Origin of the sequence: Micromonospora sp. NPDC049900 (genome assembly GCF_044461025.1) — a bacterium.
Taxonomy (GTDB): domain Bacteria; phylum Actinomycetota; class Actinomycetes; order Mycobacteriales; family Micromonosporaceae; genus Micromonospora.
In genome coordinates, this window is the sequence record NZ_JBITKM010000020.1 from 43,040 (window position 1) to 64,762 (window position 21,723).

At 72.6% G+C, this 21,723-nt stretch carries 20 protein-coding genes; 4 read left to right on the forward strand and 16 right to left on the reverse strand.

Features of this window, described 5'->3' with window-relative positions:
• Positions 1-187: 187 nt before the first annotated feature.
• Entirely contained in the window at positions 188-2,065 is a 1,878-nt protein-coding gene (gene lepA / locus ACIBMZ_RS27740; RefSeq protein ID WP_396698786.1) for a translation elongation factor 4, read from the reverse strand.
• 102 nt (positions 2,066-2,167) lie between these two features.
• Positions 2,168-2,701: a DUF4240 domain-containing protein gene (locus ACIBMZ_RS27745; protein ID WP_396698788.1), complete on the reverse strand. Its 534-nt coding sequence runs from the start codon at positions 2,699-2,701 to the stop codon at positions 2,168-2,170.
• Between the two features lie 85 nt (positions 2,702-2,786).
• Between ACIBMZ_RS27745 and ACIBMZ_RS27750 the strand changes: the two genes are divergently transcribed.
• The gene (locus ACIBMZ_RS27750; RefSeq protein WP_396698790.1) at positions 2,787-3,773 is read left to right on the forward strand and encodes a phosphotransferase; all 987 of its coding nucleotides are present in this window, start codon (positions 2,787-2,789) and stop codon (positions 3,771-3,773) included.
• A 146-nt stretch (positions 3,774-3,919) separates the two neighbouring features.
• Entirely contained in the window at positions 3,920-4,186 is a 267-nt protein-coding gene (gene rpsT, locus ACIBMZ_RS27755) for a 30S ribosomal protein S20 (protein WP_117229515.1), read from the forward strand.
• Positions 4,187-4,273: 87 nt separating this feature from the next.
• On the opposite strand, the gene ACIBMZ_RS27760 is transcribed toward rpsT, so the two are convergent.
• The 10 genes from ACIBMZ_RS27760 to pepN all read right to left on the reverse strand — a co-directional run bounded on the left by ACIBMZ_RS27760 (position 4,274) and on the right by pepN (position 16,344).
• Entirely contained in the window at positions 4,274-4,819 is a 546-nt protein-coding gene (locus ACIBMZ_RS27760; RefSeq protein WP_396698792.1) for a hypothetical protein, read from the reverse strand.
• A complete protein-coding gene (holA, locus tag ACIBMZ_RS27765; protein WP_396698794.1) occupies positions 4,816-5,799 on the reverse strand; it encodes a DNA polymerase III subunit delta in 984 nt (327 codons plus the stop codon). The genes ACIBMZ_RS27760 and holA overlap by 4 nt, the downstream gene beginning before the upstream one ends.
• Positions 5,800-5,919: 120 nt before the next feature.
• Complete coding sequence (locus ACIBMZ_RS27770; RefSeq protein ID WP_396698796.1) at positions 5,920-8,295, reverse strand: ComEC/Rec2 family competence protein; 2,376 nt, start codon at positions 8,293-8,295, stop codon at positions 5,920-5,922.
• Positions 8,292-8,996, reverse strand: a complete 705-nt coding sequence (locus tag ACIBMZ_RS27775) for a helix-hairpin-helix domain-containing protein (RefSeq protein WP_396698844.1) — start codon at positions 8,994-8,996, stop codon at positions 8,292-8,294. The genes ACIBMZ_RS27770 and ACIBMZ_RS27775 overlap by 4 nt, the downstream gene beginning before the upstream one ends.
• A 1,130-nt stretch (positions 8,997-10,126) precedes the next feature.
• The gene (locus ACIBMZ_RS27780) at positions 10,127-10,894 is read right to left on the reverse strand and encodes an SDR family NAD(P)-dependent oxidoreductase (protein WP_396698798.1); all 768 of its coding nucleotides are present in this window, start codon (positions 10,892-10,894) and stop codon (positions 10,127-10,129) included.
• Positions 10,895-11,110: 216 nt separating this feature from the next.
• Positions 11,111-11,959, reverse strand: coding sequence for a DegV family protein (locus ACIBMZ_RS27785; RefSeq protein ID WP_396698799.1), 849 nt, complete (start codon positions 11,957-11,959; stop codon positions 11,111-11,113).
• Between the two features lie 34 nt (positions 11,960-11,993).
• Entirely contained in the window at positions 11,994-12,659 is a 666-nt protein-coding gene (locus ACIBMZ_RS27790; RefSeq protein ID WP_396698800.1) for a histidine phosphatase family protein, read from the reverse strand.
• Positions 12,656-13,060 (reverse strand): ribosome silencing factor, encoded by a 405-nt coding sequence (rsfS, locus tag ACIBMZ_RS27795; protein WP_396698802.1) that lies wholly within the window; start codon positions 13,058-13,060, stop codon positions 12,656-12,658. Before rsfS ends, ACIBMZ_RS27790 begins: the two co-directional genes overlap by 4 nt.
• 96 nt (positions 13,061-13,156) lie before the next feature.
• Positions 13,157-13,756 carry a nicotinate-nucleotide adenylyltransferase gene (gene nadD / locus ACIBMZ_RS27800; protein WP_396698804.1) on the reverse strand — a complete coding sequence of 200 codons (600 nt, stop codon included), beginning with the start codon at positions 13,754-13,756 and terminating at the stop codon, positions 13,157-13,159.
• 74 nt (positions 13,757-13,830) lie between these two features.
• Complete coding sequence (pepN, locus tag ACIBMZ_RS27805; protein ID WP_396698807.1) at positions 13,831-16,344, reverse strand: aminopeptidase N; 2,514 nt, start codon at positions 16,342-16,344, stop codon at positions 13,831-13,833.
• 67 nt (positions 16,345-16,411) lie between these two features.
• Between pepN and ACIBMZ_RS27810 the strand changes: the two genes are divergently transcribed.
• Both ACIBMZ_RS27810 and ACIBMZ_RS27815 read left to right on the forward strand, forming a co-directional pair.
• The gene (locus tag ACIBMZ_RS27810) at positions 16,412-16,630 is read left to right on the forward strand and encodes a DUF397 domain-containing protein (RefSeq protein ID WP_093407559.1); all 219 of its coding nucleotides are present in this window, start codon (positions 16,412-16,414) and stop codon (positions 16,628-16,630) included.
• Positions 16,631-16,812: 182 nt separating this feature from the next.
• Positions 16,813-17,292, forward strand: a complete 480-nt coding sequence (locus ACIBMZ_RS27815) for a DUF4383 domain-containing protein (RefSeq protein WP_396698810.1) — start codon at positions 16,813-16,815, stop codon at positions 17,290-17,292.
• 26 nt (positions 17,293-17,318) lie between these two features.
• Here ACIBMZ_RS27815 and obgE read toward each other — a convergent pair whose 3' ends face one another.
• The 4 genes from obgE to ACIBMZ_RS27835 form a co-directional block, all read right to left on the reverse strand.
• Positions 17,319-18,767, reverse strand: coding sequence for a GTPase ObgE (obgE, locus tag ACIBMZ_RS27820; RefSeq protein ID WP_396698812.1), 1,449 nt, complete (start codon positions 18,765-18,767; stop codon positions 17,319-17,321).
• An 89-nt stretch (positions 18,768-18,856) separates the two neighbouring features.
• Positions 18,857-19,111, reverse strand: coding sequence for a 50S ribosomal protein L27 (rpmA, locus tag ACIBMZ_RS27825; RefSeq protein ID WP_091077796.1), 255 nt, complete (start codon positions 19,109-19,111; stop codon positions 18,857-18,859).
• An 11-nt stretch (positions 19,112-19,122) separates the two neighbouring features.
• Entirely contained in the window at positions 19,123-19,437 is a 315-nt protein-coding gene (gene rplU, locus ACIBMZ_RS27830) for a 50S ribosomal protein L21 (RefSeq protein ID WP_117229528.1), read from the reverse strand.
• A 331-nt stretch (positions 19,438-19,768) separates the two neighbouring features.
• Positions 19,769-21,723 (reverse strand): Rne/Rng family ribonuclease (locus ACIBMZ_RS27835; protein ID WP_396698815.1); only part of this gene is annotated, 1,955 nt, incomplete at its 5' end.

Below are 21,723 nucleotides of genomic sequence, written 5' to 3' on the forward strand. Positions count from 1 at the left end.
CCTCCTCAGCAGAAGATGTCATTCGGCGGGGTTTTCTGTCGGGCGAGTCAGTTCCCTCGACGCCGAATTCCCAAACCGATCGGAGTACCACCGGCCGACGTGCCGGTCATGTCGCCGGTCGATGCGGCCACCATTCGCGCACGTCGTGGCCGGGTGCCGGACCCACCGGCCCGGCACCCGTCGCCGACTACTTCTTGCCCGCCTGCTTGCCGTCGCCGGAGTCGGAGGAGAGCGCCGCGATGAAGGCCTCCTGGGGGACCTCGACCCGGCCCACCATCTTCATCCGCTTCTTGCCCTCCTTCTGCTTCTCCAGCAGCTTGCGCTTACGGCTGATGTCACCGCCGTAGCACTTGGCGAGCACGTCCTTGCGGATCGCCCGGATGGTCTCCCGGGCGATCACCCGGCTGCCGATGGCGGCCTGGATCGGCACCTCGAACTGCTGGCGCGGGATCAGGTTGCGCAGCTTCGCGGCGATCGTGGTCCCGTACGCGTACGCCTTGTCCTTGTGCACGATCGCGCTGAACGCGTCCACCGGCTCGCCGTGCAGCAGGATGTCGACCTTCACCAGGTCGGACGCCTGCTCGTCGGTGGGCTCGTAGTCCAACGAGGCGTAGCCCTTGGTCCGGCTCTTGAGCTGGTCGAAGAAGTCGAAGATGATCTCGGCCAGCGGCAGCGTGTAGCGCAGTTCCACCCGGTCGGCGGAGAGGTACTCCATGCCGAGCAGGCTGCCCCGGCGGCCCTGGCACAACTCCATCACGGCACCGACGTAGTCGTTCGGGGTCAGCACGCTGGCCCGCACCGTCGGCTCGTACACCTCGGCGATCTTGCCGGTCGGGTACTCGCTCGGGTTGGTGACGATGATCTCCGCGCCGTCCTCCTGGATGGCCCGGTAGACCACGTTCGGCGCGGTCGAGATCAGGTCCAGGTTGAACTCCCGCTCCAACCGCTCCCCGATGATCTCCAGGTGCAGCAGGCCGAGGAAGCCGCAGCGGAACCCGAAGCCGAGCGCGCCGGAGGTCTCCGGCTCGTAGGTGAGGGCGGCGTCGTTGAGCTTGAGTTTGTCCAGCGCGTCCCGCAGCGCCGGGTAGTCCGACCCGTCGATCGGGTACAGGCCGGAGTAGACCATCGGCTTCGGGTCCTTGTAGCCGCCGAGCGGCTCGTCCGCCGGCCGGCCGTTGATGGTGACCGTGTCACCGACCCGGGACTGCCGGACGTCCTTCACACCGGTGATCAGGTAGCCGACCTCGCCGACCCCGAGCGCCTCGGACTTCACCATCTCCGGCGAGATGACGCCGATCTCCAGCAACTCGTGGACGGCGCCGGTGGACATCATCTTGATCCGGTCCCGGGCACTGATCCGCCCATCCACCACCCGGACGTAGGTGACCACGCCCCGGTAGACGTCGTACACCGAGTCGAAGATCATCGCACGGGCCGGGGCCTCCGCGTCGCCGACCGGCGGCACGAACTGCCGGACGATCTCGTCGAGCAGGTGCGGCACGCCCTCACCGGTCTTGCCGGAGACCTTGATGCAGTCCGCCGGGTCGCCACCGATCAGGTGCGCCAACTCCTCGGCGTACTTCTCCGGCTGCGCGGCCGGGAGGTCGATCTTGTTGAGCACCGGAATGATGTGCAGATCGTTCTCAAGCGCCAGGTAGAGGTTGGCCAGCGTCTGCGCCTCGATGCCCTGCGCGGCGTCGACCAGCAGGATCGCACCCTCGCAGGCGGCCAGCGAGCGGGACACCTCGTAGGTGAAGTCCACGTGGCCCGGGGTGTCGATCATGTTGAGCACGGCCTGTTCGCCGGACCGCTCGCCCTCGCGGATGGTCCACGGCATGCGGACGGCCTGGCTCTTGATGGTGATGCCGCGTTCGCGCTCGATGTCCATCCGGTCGAGGTACTGCGCGCGCATCTGCCGTGGGTCGACCACACCGGTGAGCTGCAACATCCGGTCGGCCAGGGTCGACTTTCCGTGGTCGATGTGGGCGATGATGCAGAAGTTCCTGATCCGCGCCGGGTCGGTGGCACCAGGAGCGTTCGCGCCGGGATCGAGCGTCGGTGGCACAGCGGTCCGTTCTGGTCGGCTGACGTGAGCGGGCCGGCACCGCCGGCCCCCTCTATGCTCCCACGTCCCCGGCGGACGACCGCCGCGCGGGCGAACCCGGACTCACTCCGGCGGCGGCTCGACGAAGAGGGCGGCCAGCCGGGGCAGCCGCCGCCGGGCCTCGTCGGAGTCGTCGAAGTCCCACATGTCGTTCAGGTCCGGCGTCCGCGCCGCCTCACGCACCACCGGCAGATCGGACGCGGTCGCCTTGCGGTACGCGTCCCACGGCACAGCGAGCATGTCCTCGCACTGGAACTCCTCGCCGCTGAGTGCGGCCGCCCGGACCTCCGGCAACTCGGCCAGCGAGTCCGGGTCGGCGACCGCGCGGGCGAAGACCTCCCGGCCCCGCGTCATCAGCCAGCCCCGGAAATACTCGAAGCCGTCGTCCGAGGCACCGTAGTTCATCAGGTACGCGGCGCCCCACAGGTCGACCCGGTGGGAGGCGGCGAGCACCCGCCGCTGGTGCTGCGCGTACCCGACGATCTCCTCCGGGTCGCGGGCGGCGAGCAGCGCGACGGCGCGGACGGCGACGGCGTCCGCCGCCCCGCCACCGGCGCGGGCCCGGTCGATCAGCTGCCAGAAGTCGTCGGTCCTCATGACCCGGCAGTCTGGCAGACCCCTGGGACAGGGGTCTGCGGCGCGCGGAGCACGACGACGGGGCCGGACCGGGCAGCATGGTCGGGTGAGCAACCCGGCCCCGCCGCCCGTGCCGTACCACGCGACCGCCCAACGCCCGCCGTGGCACACGCTGCCGGAGGCGGTCCGCGCCGCACTGTCGGAGCGGCTCGGCGCTCCGGTCGTCGCCGCCGAGACCGCCGGTGCCGGTTTCACCCGGGGCTTCGCCGCGGTGCTGCGCACCGGCGACGGCGGCAGCGCCTTCGTCAAGGCCGCGTCCCGCGTCGAGCAACCACACCTGGTCGACTGGTACGCCCGCGAGGCCGCCATCCTCGCCCGCCTGCCCGCCGGTCTCCCCGCCCCGCGCCTGCGCTGGACGCTGTTCGAGGCCGACTGGTACGCGCTCTGTCTGGAACCGATCCACGGCCGCCTCCCCCAGTTGCCCTGGGACCCGGTCGAACTGGCCGACACCCTCGCCGGGTACGCCGACCTCGCCGCCGCGCTCGCCGACCCGTCGCCCGACCTGCTCGCCCTCGGGCTGCCCCGGCTCGCCGACCTCGCCCGCGACGACATCCTCTGGTGGGGCGAGGTCGCCGCCGGGCGGGAACCGGTACCGCCGCTGCCCGAACCGCTGCGTGGCCGGATCGCCGACCTCGCCGCGCTGGAGTCCCGGCTCCCCCGGTACGCCGCCGCCACGACCACGCTGACCCACGGTGACCTGCGGGCGGACAACGTCCTGATCGACGCGACCGGCACCGCCTGGTTCTGCGACTGGACCTGGCTGTGCCACGGCCCGGCCTGGTTCGACCTGGTCAACCTGCTGATCACCGGGTACGCCTCCGGCCCCGACGTCGACGTCCTCTTCGCCGCCCACCCGACCGTCGCCGACGCACCCGACGACGCGCTCGACGTGACCCTGGCCGCCCTGTCCGGCTACCACCTCACCGCCGCTGCGGCGGCACCGCCGACCGCGTCGGCCCACCTGCCGACGCACCAGCGGTGGACCGGCGAACAGGCGCTCGACTGGCTGGCCCGTCGGCAGGGTTGGGCCTGACCGACCCCGGTCGCACGGCACCTGCCCGCGAGGGCTGTTTTGGCCCGTGCCGACCGACCTGGTAACCTGGCTTTTCGCGCAGCGATGACGCATGCTCGTCGCGCGCACAAGCTGACCAACCCGAGCTATCAAGACGAGGCTGTCGCGTGGCGAACATCAAGTCCCAGATCAAGCGCAACCGGCAGAACGAGAAGCGCCGGCTGCGGAACAAGTCGGTCAAGTCGTCGCTGAAGACCGCCATCCGCAAGTTCCACGAGGCCGCTGAGGCCGGTGACGTCGAGAAGGCCACCACCCTCATGCAGGACGCCTCGCGCAAGCTGGACAAGGCCGCCAGCAAGGGCGTGATCCACGCCAACCAGGCCGCCAACCGCAAGTCGGCGATCGCCAAGCGCGTCACGTCGCTCGCTGCCTGAGTCAGCGACCTCAGATCTGACGGAGAGCCCCGGGGCACTGCCTCGGGGCTTTCCGCACGTCCCCGCCCGATGAGGGCCCTGCTTGGTTCAGGAGCCGGGTTCGGCGGGGCGGTGGCGGCGTCCGGGCACCTTCTTCGACACGTCCGGGGGTGGCGTGGTCTGCGTGTCGCCCGGGCGGGCCGGACGCAGGGTGGGTGCGGTCGGCCCGGACGGCCGCGACGCCGACGACGGGTCGACGGTGGGCAGCGGCTCCGACCGGAGCACCACGCCGGGCACGGTGTGCGGCAGCCAGTCGACCCGGGCCCGCCCGACCGCCGGTGCCATCTGCCGTCGGAACCGGTCGCGTTCCTGCTCGGGTACGGCCGCCGCGGAGCGGACCACCACGGCCGCCACCAGGTCGTTGAGCTTGACCATGACGGCCACCGCCGCCGGGAGCACCAGTACCGCCCACCACTTCACCAACTCGGCGAGCACGAGCAGGGCGGCCAACGCGATCGCCCCCTCGAAGAAGAGGAAGCAGAGCACCCCGCCCGGGTTGACGACCCGCAGCCCGAGCACCCGGGCGTAGAGCGGTCGGTACCGCTCCTCGTCGGCCGGGATCGTGGCCCAGGAGCCACGGAGGGCTCCGCTCATCTGGCGCCGCCCTGCTGGCGCGCGGCGGCCACCGAGAAGACGGCCTTCTCCAGCGCGTACGCCCGGTCGTCGGAGCCGCCCTTCACCGCCGCGTTGCACTCGGCCGCCGCCCGCATGGCCTCGACCAGAGCGTCCGGCGTCCAGCCCCGGGCCTGCCGCTGGGCCCTTTCGACCTTCCACGGCGGCATGCCCAGACTGCTGGCGAGCTGGAACGGGCTACCCCGTCCGGCCGAGGCGACCCGGGCCACGGTGCGGATCCCGTCGGCGAGGGCGTCCGCGATCGGCACCGGGTCGACTCCGACGTGCAGGGCCCAGCGCAGCGCCTCCAGCGCGGCGGGCAGGTCGCCGACCATGGTGGCGTCGGCGACGGTGAAGCCGCTCACCTCGACCCGGCCACGGTAGTAGCGGGAGACGGTGTCGGCGTCGACCTTGCCGTCCGTGTCGGCGATGAGCTGCGAGCAGGCTGCCGCGAGTTCCCGCAGGTCATTGCCGACCGCCGCGATCAGCGCCTCGGCCGCGTCGTCGGTGCAGCGCCCACCCGCCCGCCGGAACTCGTCCCGCACGAAGGCCACCCGATCGCGGTGTCCCTTGAGCTTGGTGGCGGGCAGCACCTGCGCACCGGCCGCCTTCAGCCCGTCGGCGAACGCCTTGCCCTTGGCAGCGCCGAGATGCTGGACGACGAGTTGCACCTCGGGGTCGGGATTCTTCGCGTACGCCAGCAGGGCCGCGGTCAGATCCTTGCGGGCGTCCTGGCCGGACCGCAGCACCAGCACGCGTCGCCCACCGAACAGCGACGGGCTCAGCATCTCGTCGATCTCGCCCACGGTGAGCTGGCCCGCCTGGTACTCGCGCACGTCCGCACCCGGGTCGGCGGCGCGGGCGGCGGCGACGGTTTCGGTCACCGCACGCGTGGCGAGCAGCTCCTCGTCACCGAGGACGAGCACAATGGGAGCGGCATTGGCGGCGGTCACGCCGCCCATACTCGCACGCTCTGCGGCGAGGTCCAGTCTGCTCGTGGGTACTGTGCTGGCAGACCCCGCACTCAGCGCAAATCCAGACATATATACAATTAGCCTTCTTTCTCCATAAGTCGGATTCGCTCATCGGTTGGCCCTGGTCAGGTCCACTCCCCCCGCCACCACCGCCAGCCCGGACGGACCGACCACCACGGCGACGTCCCCGTCGCGGTCGGTCCGCAGCACCCGCGCCCCACCCCGACTCAACCGGGCCAGGACGGCCTCGTTGGGGTGCCCGTAGGTGTTCCCCGCGCCCACCGGCACCAACGCCACCGCCGGGGCGATCGCGTCCAGAAAGGCCGGATCCTGGTACGCGCTCCCGTGGTGAGCGACCTTCAACACCTCCGCCCGCAGCCCGTCCGGCGGCAGATGCTCCCGTAACGCCTGCTGCTCCTCGGTCTCCGCGTCCCCGGCGAGCAGGATCCGCACCCCGGCCACGGTGGCCCGCAGCACCAACGAGTTGTTGTTCGGGTCCGACCTGGTGCCCCGCATGGGATAGGGCGGACCGAGGACCACCAGGTCGACCGCGCCCGCCCGGTACCGCCATCCGGCCGGGGCGGCCACCAGGGGTGTACCGTGCGCGGCGGCGGTGTCGTGCACCAGGTCCCGCCCCATCTCCGGCTCCGGCCAGCGGGGGGTGACCACCGTGTCCACCCGACGGTCCCGGAAGACCCCGGCCACTCCCCCGGTGTGGTCGACGTGGAAGTGGCTGATCACCAGGAGCGGCACCCGCCGTACGCCGAGTCTCCGCAGACAGGCGTCCGCCGCCGCCGGATCGGGTCCGGCGTCGACCACGACGGCGCGTCCCGCCGCCACCGGCAGCAGCACGACGTCGCCCTGACCGACCGCGCAGGCGACGACCACCCACCCCTTCGGCGGCCAGCCCGGTGCCGCCACCCGCACCGGCAGGGTGCCGACCACGACGGCGGCGGTCAGCACCGCCACCAGGCGGCGCACCACCGGTCGCCGCACCGCCACCAGCAGGGCCACGGTCAGCGCCGCCAGCAGCAGCGCTCCGGACACCCCGCCCGGCCAGGGCAGGTTGCCGGCCGGAACGCGGGCCCCGTGGCGGGCCACCAGCACCAGCCACCACGCCGGCCAGTGCGCCAGCCAGGCGACGGCCTGGGCACCGGCCGGCCAGACCGGCGAGATCGTCGCGGCCAGCACCCCGAGCACCGTGGCCGGAGCGATCGCGGGCACGACGAGCAGGTTCGCCGGGACCGCGACCAGACTGACCGTGCCCGACAGGCCGGCGATCACCGGGGAGCAGGCCAACTGCGCGGCGGCCGGGACCGCCAGCGCCTCGGCCGCCCCCGCCGGTACGCCCCGTCGACGCAATCCGTCGCGCCACCGTGGCGCGAGCAGCAGCAGACCACCGGTCGCCAGCACCGACAGCGCGAAACCGGCGTCCCCGGCCAGGTCGGGGTCGACGAGTACCAGCACCGCCACTCCGGCGGCGAGGGCCGGCACCGCCGCCCGGGGTCGGCCGGTGGCCAGCGCGGCGAGTCCGATCGCCCCCATCGTCGCCGCCCGCACCACGCTCGGTGAGGGTCGGACCAGGATGACGAAGCCCACCAGAGCGAGCCCGCAGAGTACGACGGCCAGAGTCGGACCGGCACGGGCCCAGCGTGCGGCCAACAGCACCGCTCCCACCACGATCGCGACGTTGGAACCGGAGACGGCGTTGAGATGCGTCATGCCGGTGGCCCGGAAGTCCTCCTCGACCGTGTCGGGCAGTTCGCTGGTGTCACCGACCACCAGGCCGGGCAGCAGGCCACCCGGGTCGTCGGGCAGCGGCGCGCAGGCGCGTTGCAGCCCGGCCCGCAGCACCCCGGCGGCTCGTTGCAGCACCGACGCCGACCCGAGCCGGACGGGTGCGCCCTCGGCCAGCAGCACCGCGCCGGTCAGGTCACCGCCGCGCGGCTCGGTCAGGCGGCCCTCGGCCGTGATGCGTTGCCCGGGCAGCAGTCCGCGCCAGGCAGGGTCGTCGGCGAGCACCAGCACCCGGGCCGGCGTGGTGACCCGGTGCCCCGCCGGGCCGGTGACGGTCACCAACCGGGCCGACACCAGCAAAGTCGGTGGGCGACCGACGATGCCGCCGCGTAGTGCCCGAGGATCGTCCCGGACCGTCAACTCCGCGCTGACCTGCCCGCCGTCGTCGACCAGGGCACGCAACGGGCCGGCGTCCCGCACCGCCAGTCGGGCCGAGGTGGCCGCGCCCCCGCAGACGACCCCGATCAACACCGCCACCACGGTCCAGCCGTAGCGTCGGGCGAGGGCACCCTGCCGCCCGGCGAACCCGAGCAGGTGCACCGCGACCAGTACGCCCACCGCCGCCGCCAGCACGGCCACCAGCAGTGCCCGCGCAGCGGTGAGGTGTAGCCCGGCCAGGGCGGTGAGCCAGGCCGCCACGGCCAGTCCGGCCAGCCGGAGATCGGGCACCCTCGCGTCGGCGGTCACACCGTCACCAGGTCCTTCAGCTCCTCGTACCGGGCGTCGCCGATGCCGTTGACCTGGCGCAGGTCGCTGACGGCGCGGAAGCCGCCGCGCTGCTCGCGGTGCTCGATGATCCGCTGCGCGAGCACCGGTCCCACTCCGGGCAGCCCGTCGAGTTGCGCGAGCGTGGCGGTGTTCAGGTTCACCCGTCCGCCGGATTCCGCACCGGGCACGGCGGCGCCGGGTGCCGGGACGCCGGGTGCCGGGGCGGCTGGCGTCGGCGGCGGTACGCCGACCACGACCAACTCGCCGTCGGTCACCTTGCGGGCCGGATTCAGCATCGCCACGTCCACCCCGGGCAGCGCCCCACCGGCCGCCTCCACGGCGTCGGCCACCCGCGCCCCGGCCGGGAGCCGCACCAGACCCGGCCGACGCACCTTGCCCGCCACGGCGACGACCACCTCACCGGCGGGTACGGCCGACGGGTCGGTCATCGGCTCGTCACCGGGTGGACCGGACGGGTCGACGTCGGCGGCCCCACTCGGACCGCTGACGGTGACGACCGGCTCGACCTGCGGACGGGACCGCCACGCCCAGCCGGCGGCGACGACCACGACCAGAACGGCGACCACGGCGAGCACCCGGACCCCGCGCCGCCCGGGATCGAACGCCCCGGGACCCGGCAGTCGGGACGGTGCAGGGGTCGCGTCGGTGTCCGCCGGCATCGCCGTGGCACCCGACCGGCCGGTTCGCTCCGAGGCAAGGTACGGATCGGCGACCACGGTGGCGGAGGGCGTCGACGGAGGCCGCTGCGGACCGGTGACGCTGGTTCCGGTGTCCGCCGAATACCTGAGGGCAGCGGACGTGTGCACGGGTAGCGAAACGGTCGGCCACTCCGTCGGTCCGCGCCACGGGGACGACGAGGCCGGTGCGAAGTCGTCGGAGTCCGGGCCGGTGTCGCCCGGCGACATCAGGCCGACCTCACGACCTGCCGGTGACGGTCGATCGGTGGGCAGGTCGGCAGCGTGCGCTGCCGTGCCGGACATCAGCCGCCACAGGCGATCCCGGACCGCCGTCTCCTCGTCGTCGTTGGACACGGCGCGAGGCTAGGACGGCGAGCCCGACGCGTGCCGCAGTCAATCGCCCCGGCTGTGGACAACCGGTCGGCTGTGGACAACCGCCTGATCAAGCATCGTTCGTGCTATGGCCGGACGCACCGGACCGAGGATGCTTCCAGGCTGTACCGCCATCGGGGCCGATCGGTCGATTGATCCACCGCATGGACCCGGTCGTGAGCGATTGGACGCCCGGCTGTCGTAGGCCGAGTTGCCGCACGTCCGGATACAGGTCGTTCCGAGGTCGGTCGGGGCCGTACGCCGGTCTCGACGGCTCCTTCGTCATCGTCACCAGCGCGGTGACGGCGGCACCCTGCACGTCGGCCCGGCCGCCTGGCGGGGCTTCGCCGAGTCGGCGAAGCGGATCGGCCCGGTCGGCTGACACCCGAGCCACCGAAAGCCCCCAGCCCGAGGCTGGGGACTTCGTCGTGTACCCACCGCAGGGGCCTGCCTTCTGCTGCTCGCGCTGGTGCCCGCCGCGTCGGTGTCGGCACCCGCATCGCGGCCAGATCGGGCCTGCCAACCGCCTTGCTCAGGCCCATGCTGTCGCCTCCACCGCAAGATCACGCTCGATCCCGGATCGAGTGGTCATCGTCGCGCTCGGATACCACTCGATCCGGGATCGAGCGTGACCTTCACGCTTGTACGGGCGTGCACGGTCCATCGGTGAGGAGCGGCAGGCGGCGGGCGGCGGGCGGCGGGCGGCGGGCGGCCGATAGTCGTGCGTGGGCCGCCCCGGGTCAGCGGGATTCCGGGTCGAGGCCGAGCGCCGCGCGTCCGCCGTCGACCGGCAGCGTGACTCCGGTGACGAAACCCGCCGCCGGGGACAGCAGGAACGCCACCACGTCGGCGACGTCCTGAGGTCGGCCGATCCGGCCCACCGGGTGCAGGCGGTGCAGCTCCGCCTCGATCCGTCCGGTCTGCTCCGGCGTCTGGGCGGCCATGAACGCCTCGTGCCGCTCGGTGGTCACCGAGCCGAGGGCGACCGTGTTCGCCCGGATGCCGCGCGGGCCGTACTCGACCGCGAGCGCGCGGGTCAGCCCCTCGATGGCGGCTTTCGCCGTGGCGTACGGCAGGCAGCCGGGCACCGGTCGAGCAGCCTGGTGGGAGGAGACGTTCACGATCGCGCCCTCGGTGCCGGCGGCCAGGAATCGGCGTACCGCGGTGGCCGCGCCGACCACGGCGGGGCGCAGGTTGCGGGTGATCAGGTCGACCACCTCGCCGACGGGGGCGTCGTGCACGGACGCGTCCCGGAACACCGCCGCGTTGTTCACCCAGCCGGTGAGCGGCCCGGCTCGTTCGGCGAGGTCGGCCGCGCGCCCGGCGACGCCCTCGTCGGCCGCGTCACCGACCACCGCCATGAGTCGCCCGTTCTCCGCATGACGCTCCACCCAGGACACCGCGTCGCCGTCGCGCTCGACGACGACGACCGTCTCACCCGCGGTGAGCAGCCGCTCCACGATCCCCCGCCCGACCCCGCGCCCACCACCGGTCACCACACAGGACATCCGCCCTCCTCCCACCCCCACCCATCTTTCCGCATCCCCGCACTCACCCCGTCGATCAGCGACTTATGGCACCGGCAGACCAGGACAGACAAGCACGGAGTACGGACCACAACTCCATGATCGGCGCCCAGAACAGCGGGCCGCCCGCACAGGCAACGCACACAGGCAACGCAGCACAGCGACGCACGGGACCGTGCTGAGGACGACGCAGGGGGGTCAGGGGCGGTGGTGGGTGACGACGCAGGCCAGGCCGGGGCCGGCGTGGGCGGCGACGGCGGCACCGGCCTCGGAGACGTACGTGTCGTGCAGGCGCGGACCCAACCGGGTGGTGAGCGCGTCGAGCAGGGTCTCGGCGCGCTGGGGTGCGGCCAGGTGGTGCACGGCCAGGTCGATCTCCGCATCCCCGGCCGCCTCGACGGCCAGGTCGACCAGGCGGGCCAGGCCACGGCTGGCCGTGCGCACCTTGTCGCACAACACGATGACGCCGTCCGGCATGTAGAGGATCGGTTTGACCGACAGTGCCGTGCCGAGCAGTGCCTCGGCCGCGTTGATCCGGCCGCCCCGGCGCAGGAACTCCAGGGTGTCGACATAGAAGTAGATGGTGGTGCGGTCGATCGCGGCGACGGCCTCGGCGCGTACGTCGGCCAGGTCGGCACCGCCCTGGGCGGCGCGGGCGGCGGCGAGCACCGGGAAGCCGAGGCCCATGCCGCAGGAGCGGCTGTCCACCACCGTCACCCGGTCACCGAACTCTGCGGCGGCCAGGTCGGCGGCCTCCACGGTGCCGGAGAGCCCCGCCGACAGGTGCACCGACACGACGCCGTCCGCACCGGCGTCCAGCAGCCGCCGGTACGTCCGGACGAACTGTTCCGGGGACGGACGGGACGTACTCACCGCGACCCGTCGGGCGCTCAACGCCCGGGTGGCGTCCGCCGGGGAGGTCTGGACGCCTTCCAGCCCCTCGACCCCGTTGAGCACCACGGTCAGTGGCACCACCGTGAGCTGGTGCGCGGGCACCAGCTCGGGCGGCAGATAGGCGGTGGAGTCGGTCACGACCGCGACGGGCATGCCCGGCACGGTAGCCGATCGGCGTGGTGCGGCGTCAGACCGCTTCGGCGGAGCCGGGCCGGGCGGATGCGGTGCCGCCGGGGGTGACCGGCGGTACGTCGACCGCGCCGACGTTGTGTGTCCGCATCTGCCAGCCACGGTCGGCGTCGTGCCGCAGCTCGGTCCAGTGGCAGTTGCGCAGCGCGCCGACGGCGCGCAGCACGCTCGGCTCCCAGCCGAGGAGTTGGCCGCAGCCCTGCCGGGCGGCACCGCCGTGGGTGGCCACGACGATCGTCCGGCCGGCCAGGTCGTCGGCGAGCTCCTGGAGGGCGGTGCCCATCCGCTTGCCCAGCTCGCCCAGCGGTTCGATCTCCGCGCCCGGGTCGGGGTCACCGGCCCGCCAGCGGGCGAACTCCGCCGGGAACTGTGCCGACGCCTCGGCGAGCAGGAGGCCCTGCCAACGGCCGAAGTGGCGTTCGCGCAGTCGGGCGTCGGAGCGTACCGGCAGACCGGTCAGCGCGGACAGCGCACCGGCGGTGTCCGCGGCGCGGCTCAGGTCGCTGGCGACGATGGCGTCCGGTCGCAGCGCGGCCAGCAGCGGCGCGGCTTGGCGCGCCTGCTCGCGGCCGAGGTCGTTGAGGGGTACGTCGGTCTGCCCCTGCACCCGACCGGCGGCGTTCCAGTCGGTGTTGCCGTGCCGCCAGACGATCAGCCGGGTCACTCGCCGGATCCGGTGGCGGCCTCGGCGCTGGCCAGGTCCCGGTCGACGAAGGGGATGGTGGGGCAGTCCTTCCAGAGCCGGTCGAGGGCGTAGAACTCGCGCTCCTCGGTGTGCTGCACGTGGACCACGATGTCGACGTAGTCGAGCAGCACCCACCGGCCGCCGCGCTCGCCCTCGCGCCGCACCGGCTTGGCCTTCTCGGGCAGGTCGAGCAGGGCTTCCTCGATGGCGTCGACGATGGCGAGCACCTGACGCTCGTTCGGGGCCGCGGCGATCAGGAACGCGTCGGTGATGGCGAGCTGGTCACCCACGTCGATGATGACGATGTCCTGAGCCTTCTTGTCGGCCGCGGCCTGGGCGGCGGCCATCGCCAGCTCGTGAGCGCGTTCCGAAACTGTCACCGTTCTCCCTCGATCACCCGTGCGATGCCTCCAAGCCTCTCACACCCGGCGGATTGCCGACTCGGCAGTTTTCCGCAGTAATCGGGAGGAAACAGGCTAATCATCCTGATAGAGCCGCCGTTTGGCGATGTATTGCACCACACCGTCCGGCACCAGATACCAGACCGGTACGCCCCGGGAGACCCGGGCCCGACAGTCGGTGGACGAGATGGCCATCGCCGGCACCTGCACCAGGGTGACCGTGTCGGCGGGCAGGTGGGCGTCGGTGAGTGCGAAGCCCGGCCGGGTCACCCCGATGAAGTGCGCCAGCTCGAAGATCTCGTCCAGATCCTTCCAGCTCAGGATGCGCTCCAGCGCGTCCGCGCCGGTGATGAAGAACAGTTGCGCCTTCGGGCCGTACTCGGCGCGCAGGTCGCGCAGCGTGTCGACGGTGTAGGTGGGGCCGCCCCGGTCGATGTCGACCCGACTGACCTGGAAGCGGGGGTTCGACGCGGTCGCGATCACCGTCATCAGATAGCGGTCCTCGGCCGGGCTGACCGGCACGTCCGCCTTCTGCCAGGGCCGCCCGGTGGGCACGAACACCACCTCGTCCAGCCCGAACCGGTCCGCCACCTCGCTCGCGGCGACGAGGTGACCGTGATGGATCGGGTCGAACGTGCCGCCCATGATCCCGACCCGCCGGATGTCTTCCCGCACCCCATGATCCTATGCCGAATCCGGTTCACACCGGGCCGGGCCGTGACCCACGGCACCGACCCGGCGACACCAGGTCAGGCGGGCGTACCTTCGATCACCGTCCGGGCGTCCAGCGCCCGCCGCAGGTCGTCGTCGGCGTCGGTGACCACCCGGCGCAGGCCCGGGGTGAGGTCGTCGCGGGCCAGCAGCGCCGCAGCCGCCTCCCGGGTCGATCGCGCCACCGCGTACCGGGGGAACGCCAGCTTGGCCACCCCGTCGGCCACCCAGGGCGTACGCAGCCGCGCGGCGGCCGGCATGTCGTCGAAGTACCGGGTCACGTACTCGGCGGTCAGCTCCGCCTGCTCCGGACGCCAGAAACCGGCGGCGGTCGCCTCGACCAGCCGGTTGGACAGCTCGGTGTTCGACACGATGATCTCCCACGCGGCCTGCTTGGCGGCCGGGTCGGGCAGCGCGGCCCGGCAGGCGGCGGCCCGCTCCGCACCGGCGGCGCTCGGGTCGGCGGCGGCCTCGGCGGCGATCTCGCTCTCCCCGGCGGCGCCCAGCGTCACCAGCCGCGCCAGCACGGACCAGCGCAGCTCGGTGTCGACGGCCAGCCCGGCCGGTACGCCCCGACCGGCGAGCCAGCCACCCAGCAGGTCGGCGTCGGTGGTCACGGCGATCAGGCCCCGCACGGCGGCCAACTGCAACGACTCCCCCGGCGCGGCACCGTCGAGCAAGCGGCGACAGGCGTCGGCGATCCGGTCCAGGGCCGCCCGCCGGGCCGCCGGGTCGAGGTAGCGGTCGACCAGCGACCGGCTCAGCGCCAGCACGTCCTCGGCGATGATCACCTCGGTCTCGGTGGGCAGCGCCGCCCCGATCAGGTCGACCACCGCCTGCACCGGCCGTTCCCCGTCGGTGGCGGCGTCCAGCGCCTCGCCCCACAGCAGCGCCCGGGCCAGCGGGTCGGCCAGCTCGGGCAGCAGCAGCGACACGGCGTCGGCCGAGGCCGGGTCCAGGCGGATCTTGGCGAACGTCAGGTCGCCGTCGTTGGGCAGCAGGACCGCCGCCGCCGGTTCACCGACCAACCCGGTGAGCAGCGTACGTCCGTCGTCGGACTTCGGGTCGAGGTCGATCTCCTGCCGCTCGGCGGTGCCGTCGACGGCGTACCGGCCGACCCCGATGCGGTGCGGGCGCAGCACCGGGTGCGACGGCGGGGCGGTCTGCACCACGGCCGCCTCGGCGTACCGGCCGTCGGCGTCCAGCCGCACCTCGGAGCGCAGCGTGTTCACCTGCGCGGTACGCAGCCACGCCTGCGCCCAGTCGGTCAGGTCCCGGCCGCTGGCGGCGGCGAGACTGTCGAGCAGGTCGGCCAGGGTGGCGTTGCCGAAGCGGTGCCGGGCGAAGTGATCGTTCAGCCCGGCCAGGAACGCCTCGTCACCGAGCCAGGCGACCAGTTGCCGCAGCACACTGGCGCCCTTGGCGTACGAGATGCCGTCGAAGTTGAGCAGCCCCTCCGCCGCGTCGGCCACCCGCTCGGGGGCGACGGGATGGGTGGAGGGACGCTGGTCGGCCGCGTACCCCCAGGCCTTGCGTTGCAGCGCGAAGGTCGTCCACGCCTGGTCGAACCGGGTCGCCTCGGCGGTGACCCGGGTGCCCAGGTACTCGGCGAACGACTCGTTCAGCCACAGGTCGTCCCACCAGCGCATGGTGACGAGATCGCCGAACCACATGTGCGCCATCTCGTGGGCGATCGTGGTGGCGCGCAGCTCGCGCTCGGAGTCGGTGACCGCCGAGCGGAACACGTAGTCGTCGCGGAAGGTCACCAGGCCCGGGTTCTCCATCGCCCCGGCGTTGAACTCCGGCACGAACGCCTGGTCGTACTTGCCGAACGGGTACCGCTCGGTGAAGAGCTGGTGGAACCGGTCCAGGCACTGCCTCGTGATGGTGAAGATCTCGTCGGCGTCGGCGTCCAGGTGTTCGGCCAGCGACCGGCGGCAGTACACCCCCAGCGGGATGCCGTCGTGGCTGTCCCGCCTGACGTGCCAGGGACCGGCGATCAGCGTGAAGAAGTACGTGGCGATGGGCAGGGTGGGGACGAACTCCCAGCGCCCGGGGGCCGGGTTGGCGGCCAGTGCGCCGTTGGCCGCGACCGTCCAGTGCTCCGGTGCGGTGACCGTGAGCGTGACCGGCGCCTTCAGGTCGGGCTGGTCGAAGGCGGCGAAGATGCGTTGCACGTCGTCCAGGAAGGACATCGCGTACAGGTAGGTCTCGCCGTCGGCCGGGTCGACGAACCGGTGCAGTCCCTCACCGGTGTTCGTGTACGCCATCTCCGCCTCGACGGTCAGCGTGTTCTCCTCGGCCAGCCCGGTCAGGGCGAGCCGGTTGTCGTCCAGCGCGGCCGGATCGAGATCACGGTCGTTGAGGCGTACCGCCAGCAGTGTCGCGGGCTTCACCTCGGCGAAGGTCTCCCTGCCGGTGGCCCGGAACCGGATCGTGACCAGCGAGCGGAACCGCTCGTCGCCACCGGTGAGGTCGAGGTCCACGTGGTAGGAAACGACGGAGATCGACGCGCCACGCGCGGTCGACTCTGCACGGCTCAGGCTCGGCATCCGCTTATCCTGCCCGATGGGGCCTCGAACGAGCGTCCCCATTCCCCTGCACTGGAGGACTGACGCAATGACAGCGCACCCCAAGGGCGACTTCGACCTCTCCCGGGCGGTCTGGCAGCGGGCCGAGGGCGACACCTCGGAGGCGGCGGTGGAGGTCGCCTTCGTCGACGACCTCATCGGTATGCGTAACTCCGCCGAGCCGGACGGCCCGGTGCTGGTGTTCACGCAGGCCGAGTGGGACGCCTTCGTCGCCGGCGCCCAGGACGGCGAGTTCGACCTGGACTGAGCCCACCACCGGGTCGCCCCGGTCGGCGGGTCCGTCCCGCCGTGCCGGACCGGGGCGCACGGTACGCAGTGCCACGCTGGTCGTCATTTCTCCGGAGTCGCCCCCGACGACGGCGTACATGCGAGATCGTCGGAGCCGGGGACCCACCCCGCGACGGTCGCGGGCTCACGGAGGTGACGACGATGGCGCACAGGTCGCTGGAGAAGCCGGCCCGGCGCACCACCCGCGCCCAGCTCGCCGCCCTGATCCTGGCGGTGGTCTTCCTCCTGATCGGGGTGCTCGGGTTCGTCCCCGGCATCACCACGAACTACGGCGAGTTGTCCTTCGGCGGCCACCACTCCGAGGCGAAGCTGCTCGGCGTCTTCCAGGTCTCCGTCCTGCACAACCTGGTCCACCTCGCCTTCGGCGTGGTCGGCCTGGCGCTGGCCCGCAGTCTGGCCGGCGCGCGGCTGTTCCTGATCGGCGGCGGCGCGGTGTACCTCGTGCTCTGGATCTACGGCCTGGTGGTCGTCGACTCGGCCGGCGCCAACTGGATCCCGGTGAACGGCGCGGACAACTGGCTGCACCTGGGCCTGGCCCTGGGGATGCTGGCCCTCGGCCTGCTGCTGTCCAACCGGGCGGGCACCGGTTCACGGCTGGACGACCCGATCGACCGCCCCTGACCGGGGCCGCCGCACCGCGCAGCGAGCTATCCGGCGTCGTCCGGCGTCGGAGCCGCCTCCACCTCGTCCGCCGGCCGCTGCCGACGGGCCTTGCGGGCCGCCAACCGCTCCGCCGCGCTGGCGCGGTTCGTCTTCTCCTCCAGCCGCTCGTCGCGGCCCCGGGAACCCGGCACGTAGTCCGCCCCGGCGTAGAGGGTCGGCTGCCAGTCGAACTCCCGGTCCGCGATGCGCACCAAATCGCCCGGCTGGGCACCGGCCTTCGCCAGGTGGTCCTCCACGCCGAGACGCGCCAACCGGTCCGCGAGGTAGCCGACCGCCTCGTCGTTGTCGAAGTTCGTCTGGCGTACCCACCGCTCCGGGCGGCCACCGCGCACCGTGTAGGAGCCGTCGTCCTGCGCCTCGATGGTGAACCCGGCGTCGTCGACCGCCTTGGGGCGGATCACGATGCGGGTCGGCTCGGCCGGCGGCACGGCGGCCCGCGCCTGCGCCACCAGCTCGGCCATCGCGTAGGTGAACTCCTTGAGGCCCTCCCGGGTGGCCGCCGACACCTCGAAGATCCGCAGACCGCGCGCCTCCAGGTCGGGCCGGACGATCTCGGCGAGGTCCCGGCCGTCGGGCACGTCGATCTTGTTCAGGGCCACCATGCGCGGCCGGTCGGCCAGACCGCCGTACTCGGCCAGCTCCGCCTCGATGGTGTCGATGTCGGCCAGCGGGTCCCGGCCCGGCTCCAGCGTCGCGGTGTCGATCACGTGCACCAGCACGGCACACCGCTCCACGTGCCGCAGGAACTCCAGCCCCAGGCCCTTGCCGGTGGCCGCGCCCGGGATCAGACCGGGCACGTCGGCGACGGTGAAGGTGTGGTTGTCGACCCGGACCACGCCGAGGTTCGGCACCAGGGTGGTGAACGGGTAGTCGGCGATCTTCGGCTTGGCGGCCGAGATCACCGAGATCAGCGACGACTTGCCGGCCGACGGGAAGCCCACCAGGCCGACGTCGGCGACGCTCTTGAGCTCCAGCACCACGTCCAGTTGCTCGCCCGGCTCGCCCAACTCGGCGAAGCCGGGTGCCTTCCGGCGGGCGTTGGCCAGCGAGGCGTTGCCCCGACCACCCCGACCACCCCGGGCCACCTCGAAGGTGGTGCCGGCGCCGACCATGTCGGCCAGCACGGTGCCGTCGGCGGTCTGCACGACCGTGCCGTCCGGCACGGTGAGCACCAGGTCGCCGCCGTTGGCGCCGTCCCGGTTGGAGCCCGCGCCACCGCGGCCGTTGGGTGCCTTGACGTGCGGGCGGAAGTGGAAGTCGAGCAGCGTGTGCACCTGCGGATCGACCACCAGCGACACGCTGCCGCCATGGCCGCCGTTACCGCCGTCGGGGCCGCCGAACGGCTTGAACTTCTCCCGGTGGATCGACACACAGCCGTGCCCGCCGTCGCCGGCCTGCAGGTGCAGGACGACCCGGTCAACGAACGTCGTCACGCCGCAATCCTTCCAGCGAGGCGCTACCCCGCGTGAGAAATGGCGAAGCGGGCCGGGACATCAGGTCCACGGCCCGCTTCGCCTCGAAGCTACTGCTGCGGCACGATGCTGACGGTCTTGCGACCGCGCCTGGTGCCGAACTGGACCGCACCGGCGGACAGCGCGAACAGCGTGTCGTCGCCGCCACGGCCGACCAGGTCACCGGGGTGGAACTTGGTGCCGCGCTGCCGGACGATGATCTCGCCCGCGCTGACGACCTGACCACCGAAGCGCTTCACGCCGAGCCGCTGGGCCGCGGAGTCACGGCCGTTACGCGAGCTGGACGCACCCTTTTTGTGAGCCATCTGAGAACGACCTACTTCCCGCTGGAGATGCCGGTCACCTTGACCTGGGTCAGCGGCTGGCGGTGACCCTGGCGCTTGTGGTAGCCGGTCTTGTTCTTGAACTTGTGGATCCGGATCTTCGGGCCCTTGGTGTGCGCGGCGATCTCGCCGGACACCTCGACCTCGGCGAGCTTGGCCGCATCGGTCACCAGGTCGTCACCGTCGACGAGGAGCACCGCGGCGAGCTTCACCGCGTCGCCGGGGGCACCGGCGAGCTTCTCGACCTCGATCACGTCGCCTTCGGCGACCTTGTACTGCTTGCCGCCGGTCTTGACGATCGCGTACATCGGAGGCGGACTCCCTGTCGTTGAGGCTGCTGGCGGTCGTCCCCGCGGCGGCTCGCCGGGTAGCAGAGGCACGGCGGCGCGGGCACACGGGAACTCGGCACACCAAAGTGCGCCGCAGGTTAGCGTACGCCATGGCCGGGGCCAGCCCCAAACCGGGCCACCCCCACCGGACCAGGTCACCGGTCGGCCATCGCCCGGTCACCGGCCGTGGTGCCGTCCCGCCGCCGACTCACCGACCACGATACGCCGGAGCCCCGCCCGGCGGAGGTCACCGTGGGCGGGGCTCGTCGACGTCGGGGCGGCGGACCGGGTCCGGTCTACCGCCGGGCGGTCACGGTCGGGTACGGCGGCGTGCGCCGCCACGCCGGGAGCGACGGCGACCGGTGCCGCCCTCGGCACCCTCGTCCTCGTCGCTCTCGCCCACCGCGTCCGGGTCGTCCGGGGCGGCCAGGCGGGCCGACTCGCCCTGCTGGCTGTCGGCCACGTCCGCAGCGGCCGGCGTGTCCGTCTCGTACCGGGACAGGTCGTAGCCCATCGTGTCGTGGTAGTCCGCGTCCGCCGTACCGGTGGCGGTCTCCTCGGTGTCGGTGACCTCGACCACGGTCCGCTCGGCGGCGCTCTTGCGACCCCGACGCCGCGACGAACCACTGGCCTGTTCGGCAGCCGGCGCGGCCGAGGCGACCGCCTTGACCTTCTCCGTGCCACCGGAACGCGGCTTCTCCGGCACCGGCTCGGTGTGGATGATCAGACCCCGACCCTTGCAGCAGTCACAGGTCTCACTGAACGCCTCCAGCAGCCCGGCACCGATCCGCTTGCGGGTCATCTGCACCAGACCCAGCGAGGTGATCTCGGTGACCTGGTGCTTGGTGCGGTCCCGGCCCAGGCACTCGGTCAACCGGCGCAACACCAGCTCCCGGTTCGACTCCAGCACCATGTCGATGAAGTCGATCACCACGATGCCGCCGATGTCGCGCAACCGCAGTTGGCGGACGATCTCCTCGGCCGCCTCCAGGTTGTTGCGGGTGACGGTCTCCTCCAGGTTGCCGCCCGCGCCGGTGTACTTACCGGTGTTGACGTCGACCACGGTCATCGCCTCGGTCCGGTCGATCACCAGATGACCGCCGGAGGGCAGGAACACCTTGCGGTCGAGCCCCTTGAGGATCTGCTCGTCGATGCGGTACGCGGCGAACACGTCGGTGGTGCCCACGTGTCGGCGGAGCCGGGCGACCAGGTCCGGCGAGACGTGCGACAGGTACGACTCGACCATGTCGTACGACTGGTCGCCCTCGATCACCAGCTCGCGGAAGTCCTCGTTGAACAGGTCCCGGACCACCCGGATGACCAGGTCCGGCTCCTCGTAGAGCAGCACCGGCGCGCCGCCCTCGGTCGACTTGGCCTGGATGTCCTCCCACTGCGCCTGGAGCCGCTTGACGTCGCGGGCCAACTCGTCCTCGCTGGCGCCCTCGGCGGCGGTCCGGACGATCACGCCTGCGCCGTCCGGCACCAGCTTCTTGAGCGCGTCCCGCAGCCGCTTGCGTTCGGTGTCCGGCAGCTTGCGGCTGATCCCGGAGGCGTTGCCGCCGGGCACGTACACCAGGTGCCGACCGGAGAGCGCGACGTGGCTGGTCAACCGGGCACCCTTGTGCCCGATCGGGTCCTTGGTGACCTGCACCAGCACCGAGTCGCCGGACTTGAGCGCCTGCTCGATCGAGCGGGCCCGCCCCTCCAGACCGGTGGAGTCCCAGTTGACCTCGCCCGCGTACAGGACGGCGTTGCGGCCCCGGCCGATGTCGACGAACGCCGCCTCCATGCTCGGCAGCACGTTCTGCACCTTGCCGAGATAGACGTTGCCGGCCATGGTGCCGGCGGAGTTGCGGGTGACGTAGTGCTCGACCAGCACGCCGTCCTCCAAAACGGCGATCTGGGTGCGGTCCCCGCGCTGGCGTACCGCCATCACCCGGTCGACCGCCTCGCGGCGGGCCAGGAACTCCGACTCGCTCAGGATCGGCGGGCGGGTCCGGCGCTGCTCGCGGCCGTCCCGGCGGCGCTGCCGCTTGGCCTCCAGCCGGGTCGAGCCGGAGACGCCCTGCACCTCGTCGACCGTGCGGCGCGGCTCGCGGATCTTCACCACCGTGGGTACGCCGTCGTCGGCGCCGCCGTCGGTGTCGCCGGCCCCCCGGCGGCGGGGCCCCCCCCCCCCGGGGGGGAACCCCGCGCCCGCGCCCCCGGCGGCCGGCTCGGGCCGGGCGGCGCCCGGCGCCGCGCCCGGGGGGGGCGCCGCGGGCC

Coding starts and splice junctions, on each gene's coding strand:
- ACIBMZ_RS27745 (WP_396698788.1), bottom strand. CDS start 2,701: ATGAGGACCGACGACTTCTGGCAGCTGATCGACCGGGCCCGCGCCGGT.
- ACIBMZ_RS27760 (WP_396698792.1), bottom strand. CDS start 4,819: ATGAGCGGAGCCCTCCGTGGCTCCTGGGCCACGATCCCGGCCGACGAG.
- holA (WP_396698794.1), bottom strand. CDS start 5,799: ATGGGCGGCGTGACCGCCGCCAATGCCGCTCCCATTGTGCTCGTCCTC.
- ACIBMZ_RS27775 (WP_396698844.1), bottom strand. CDS start 8,996: ATGCCGGCGGACACCGACGCGACCCCTGCACCGTCCCGACTGCCGGGT.
- ACIBMZ_RS27780 (WP_396698798.1), bottom strand. CDS start 10,894: ATGTCCTGTGTGGTGACCGGTGGTGGGCGCGGGGTCGGGCGGGGGATC.
- ACIBMZ_RS27785 (WP_396698799.1), bottom strand. CDS start 11,959: ATGCCCGTCGCGGTCGTGACCGACTCCACCGCCTATCTGCCGCCCGAG.
- pepN (WP_396698807.1), bottom strand. CDS start 16,344: ATGCCGAGCCTGAGCCGTGCAGAGTCGACCGCGCGTGGCGCGTCGATC.
- ACIBMZ_RS27810 (WP_093407559.1), top strand. CDS start 16,412: ATGACAGCGCACCCCAAGGGCGACTTCGACCTCTCCCGGGCGGTCTGG.
- ACIBMZ_RS27815 (WP_396698810.1), top strand. CDS start 16,813: ATGGCGCACAGGTCGCTGGAGAAGCCGGCCCGGCGCACCACCCGCGCC.
- rpmA (WP_091077796.1), bottom strand. CDS start 19,111: ATGGCTCACAAAAAGGGTGCGTCCAGCTCGCGTAACGGCCGTGACTCC.
- rplU (WP_117229528.1), bottom strand. CDS start 19,437: ATGTACGCGATCGTCAAGACCGGCGGCAAGCAGTACAAGGTCGCCGAA.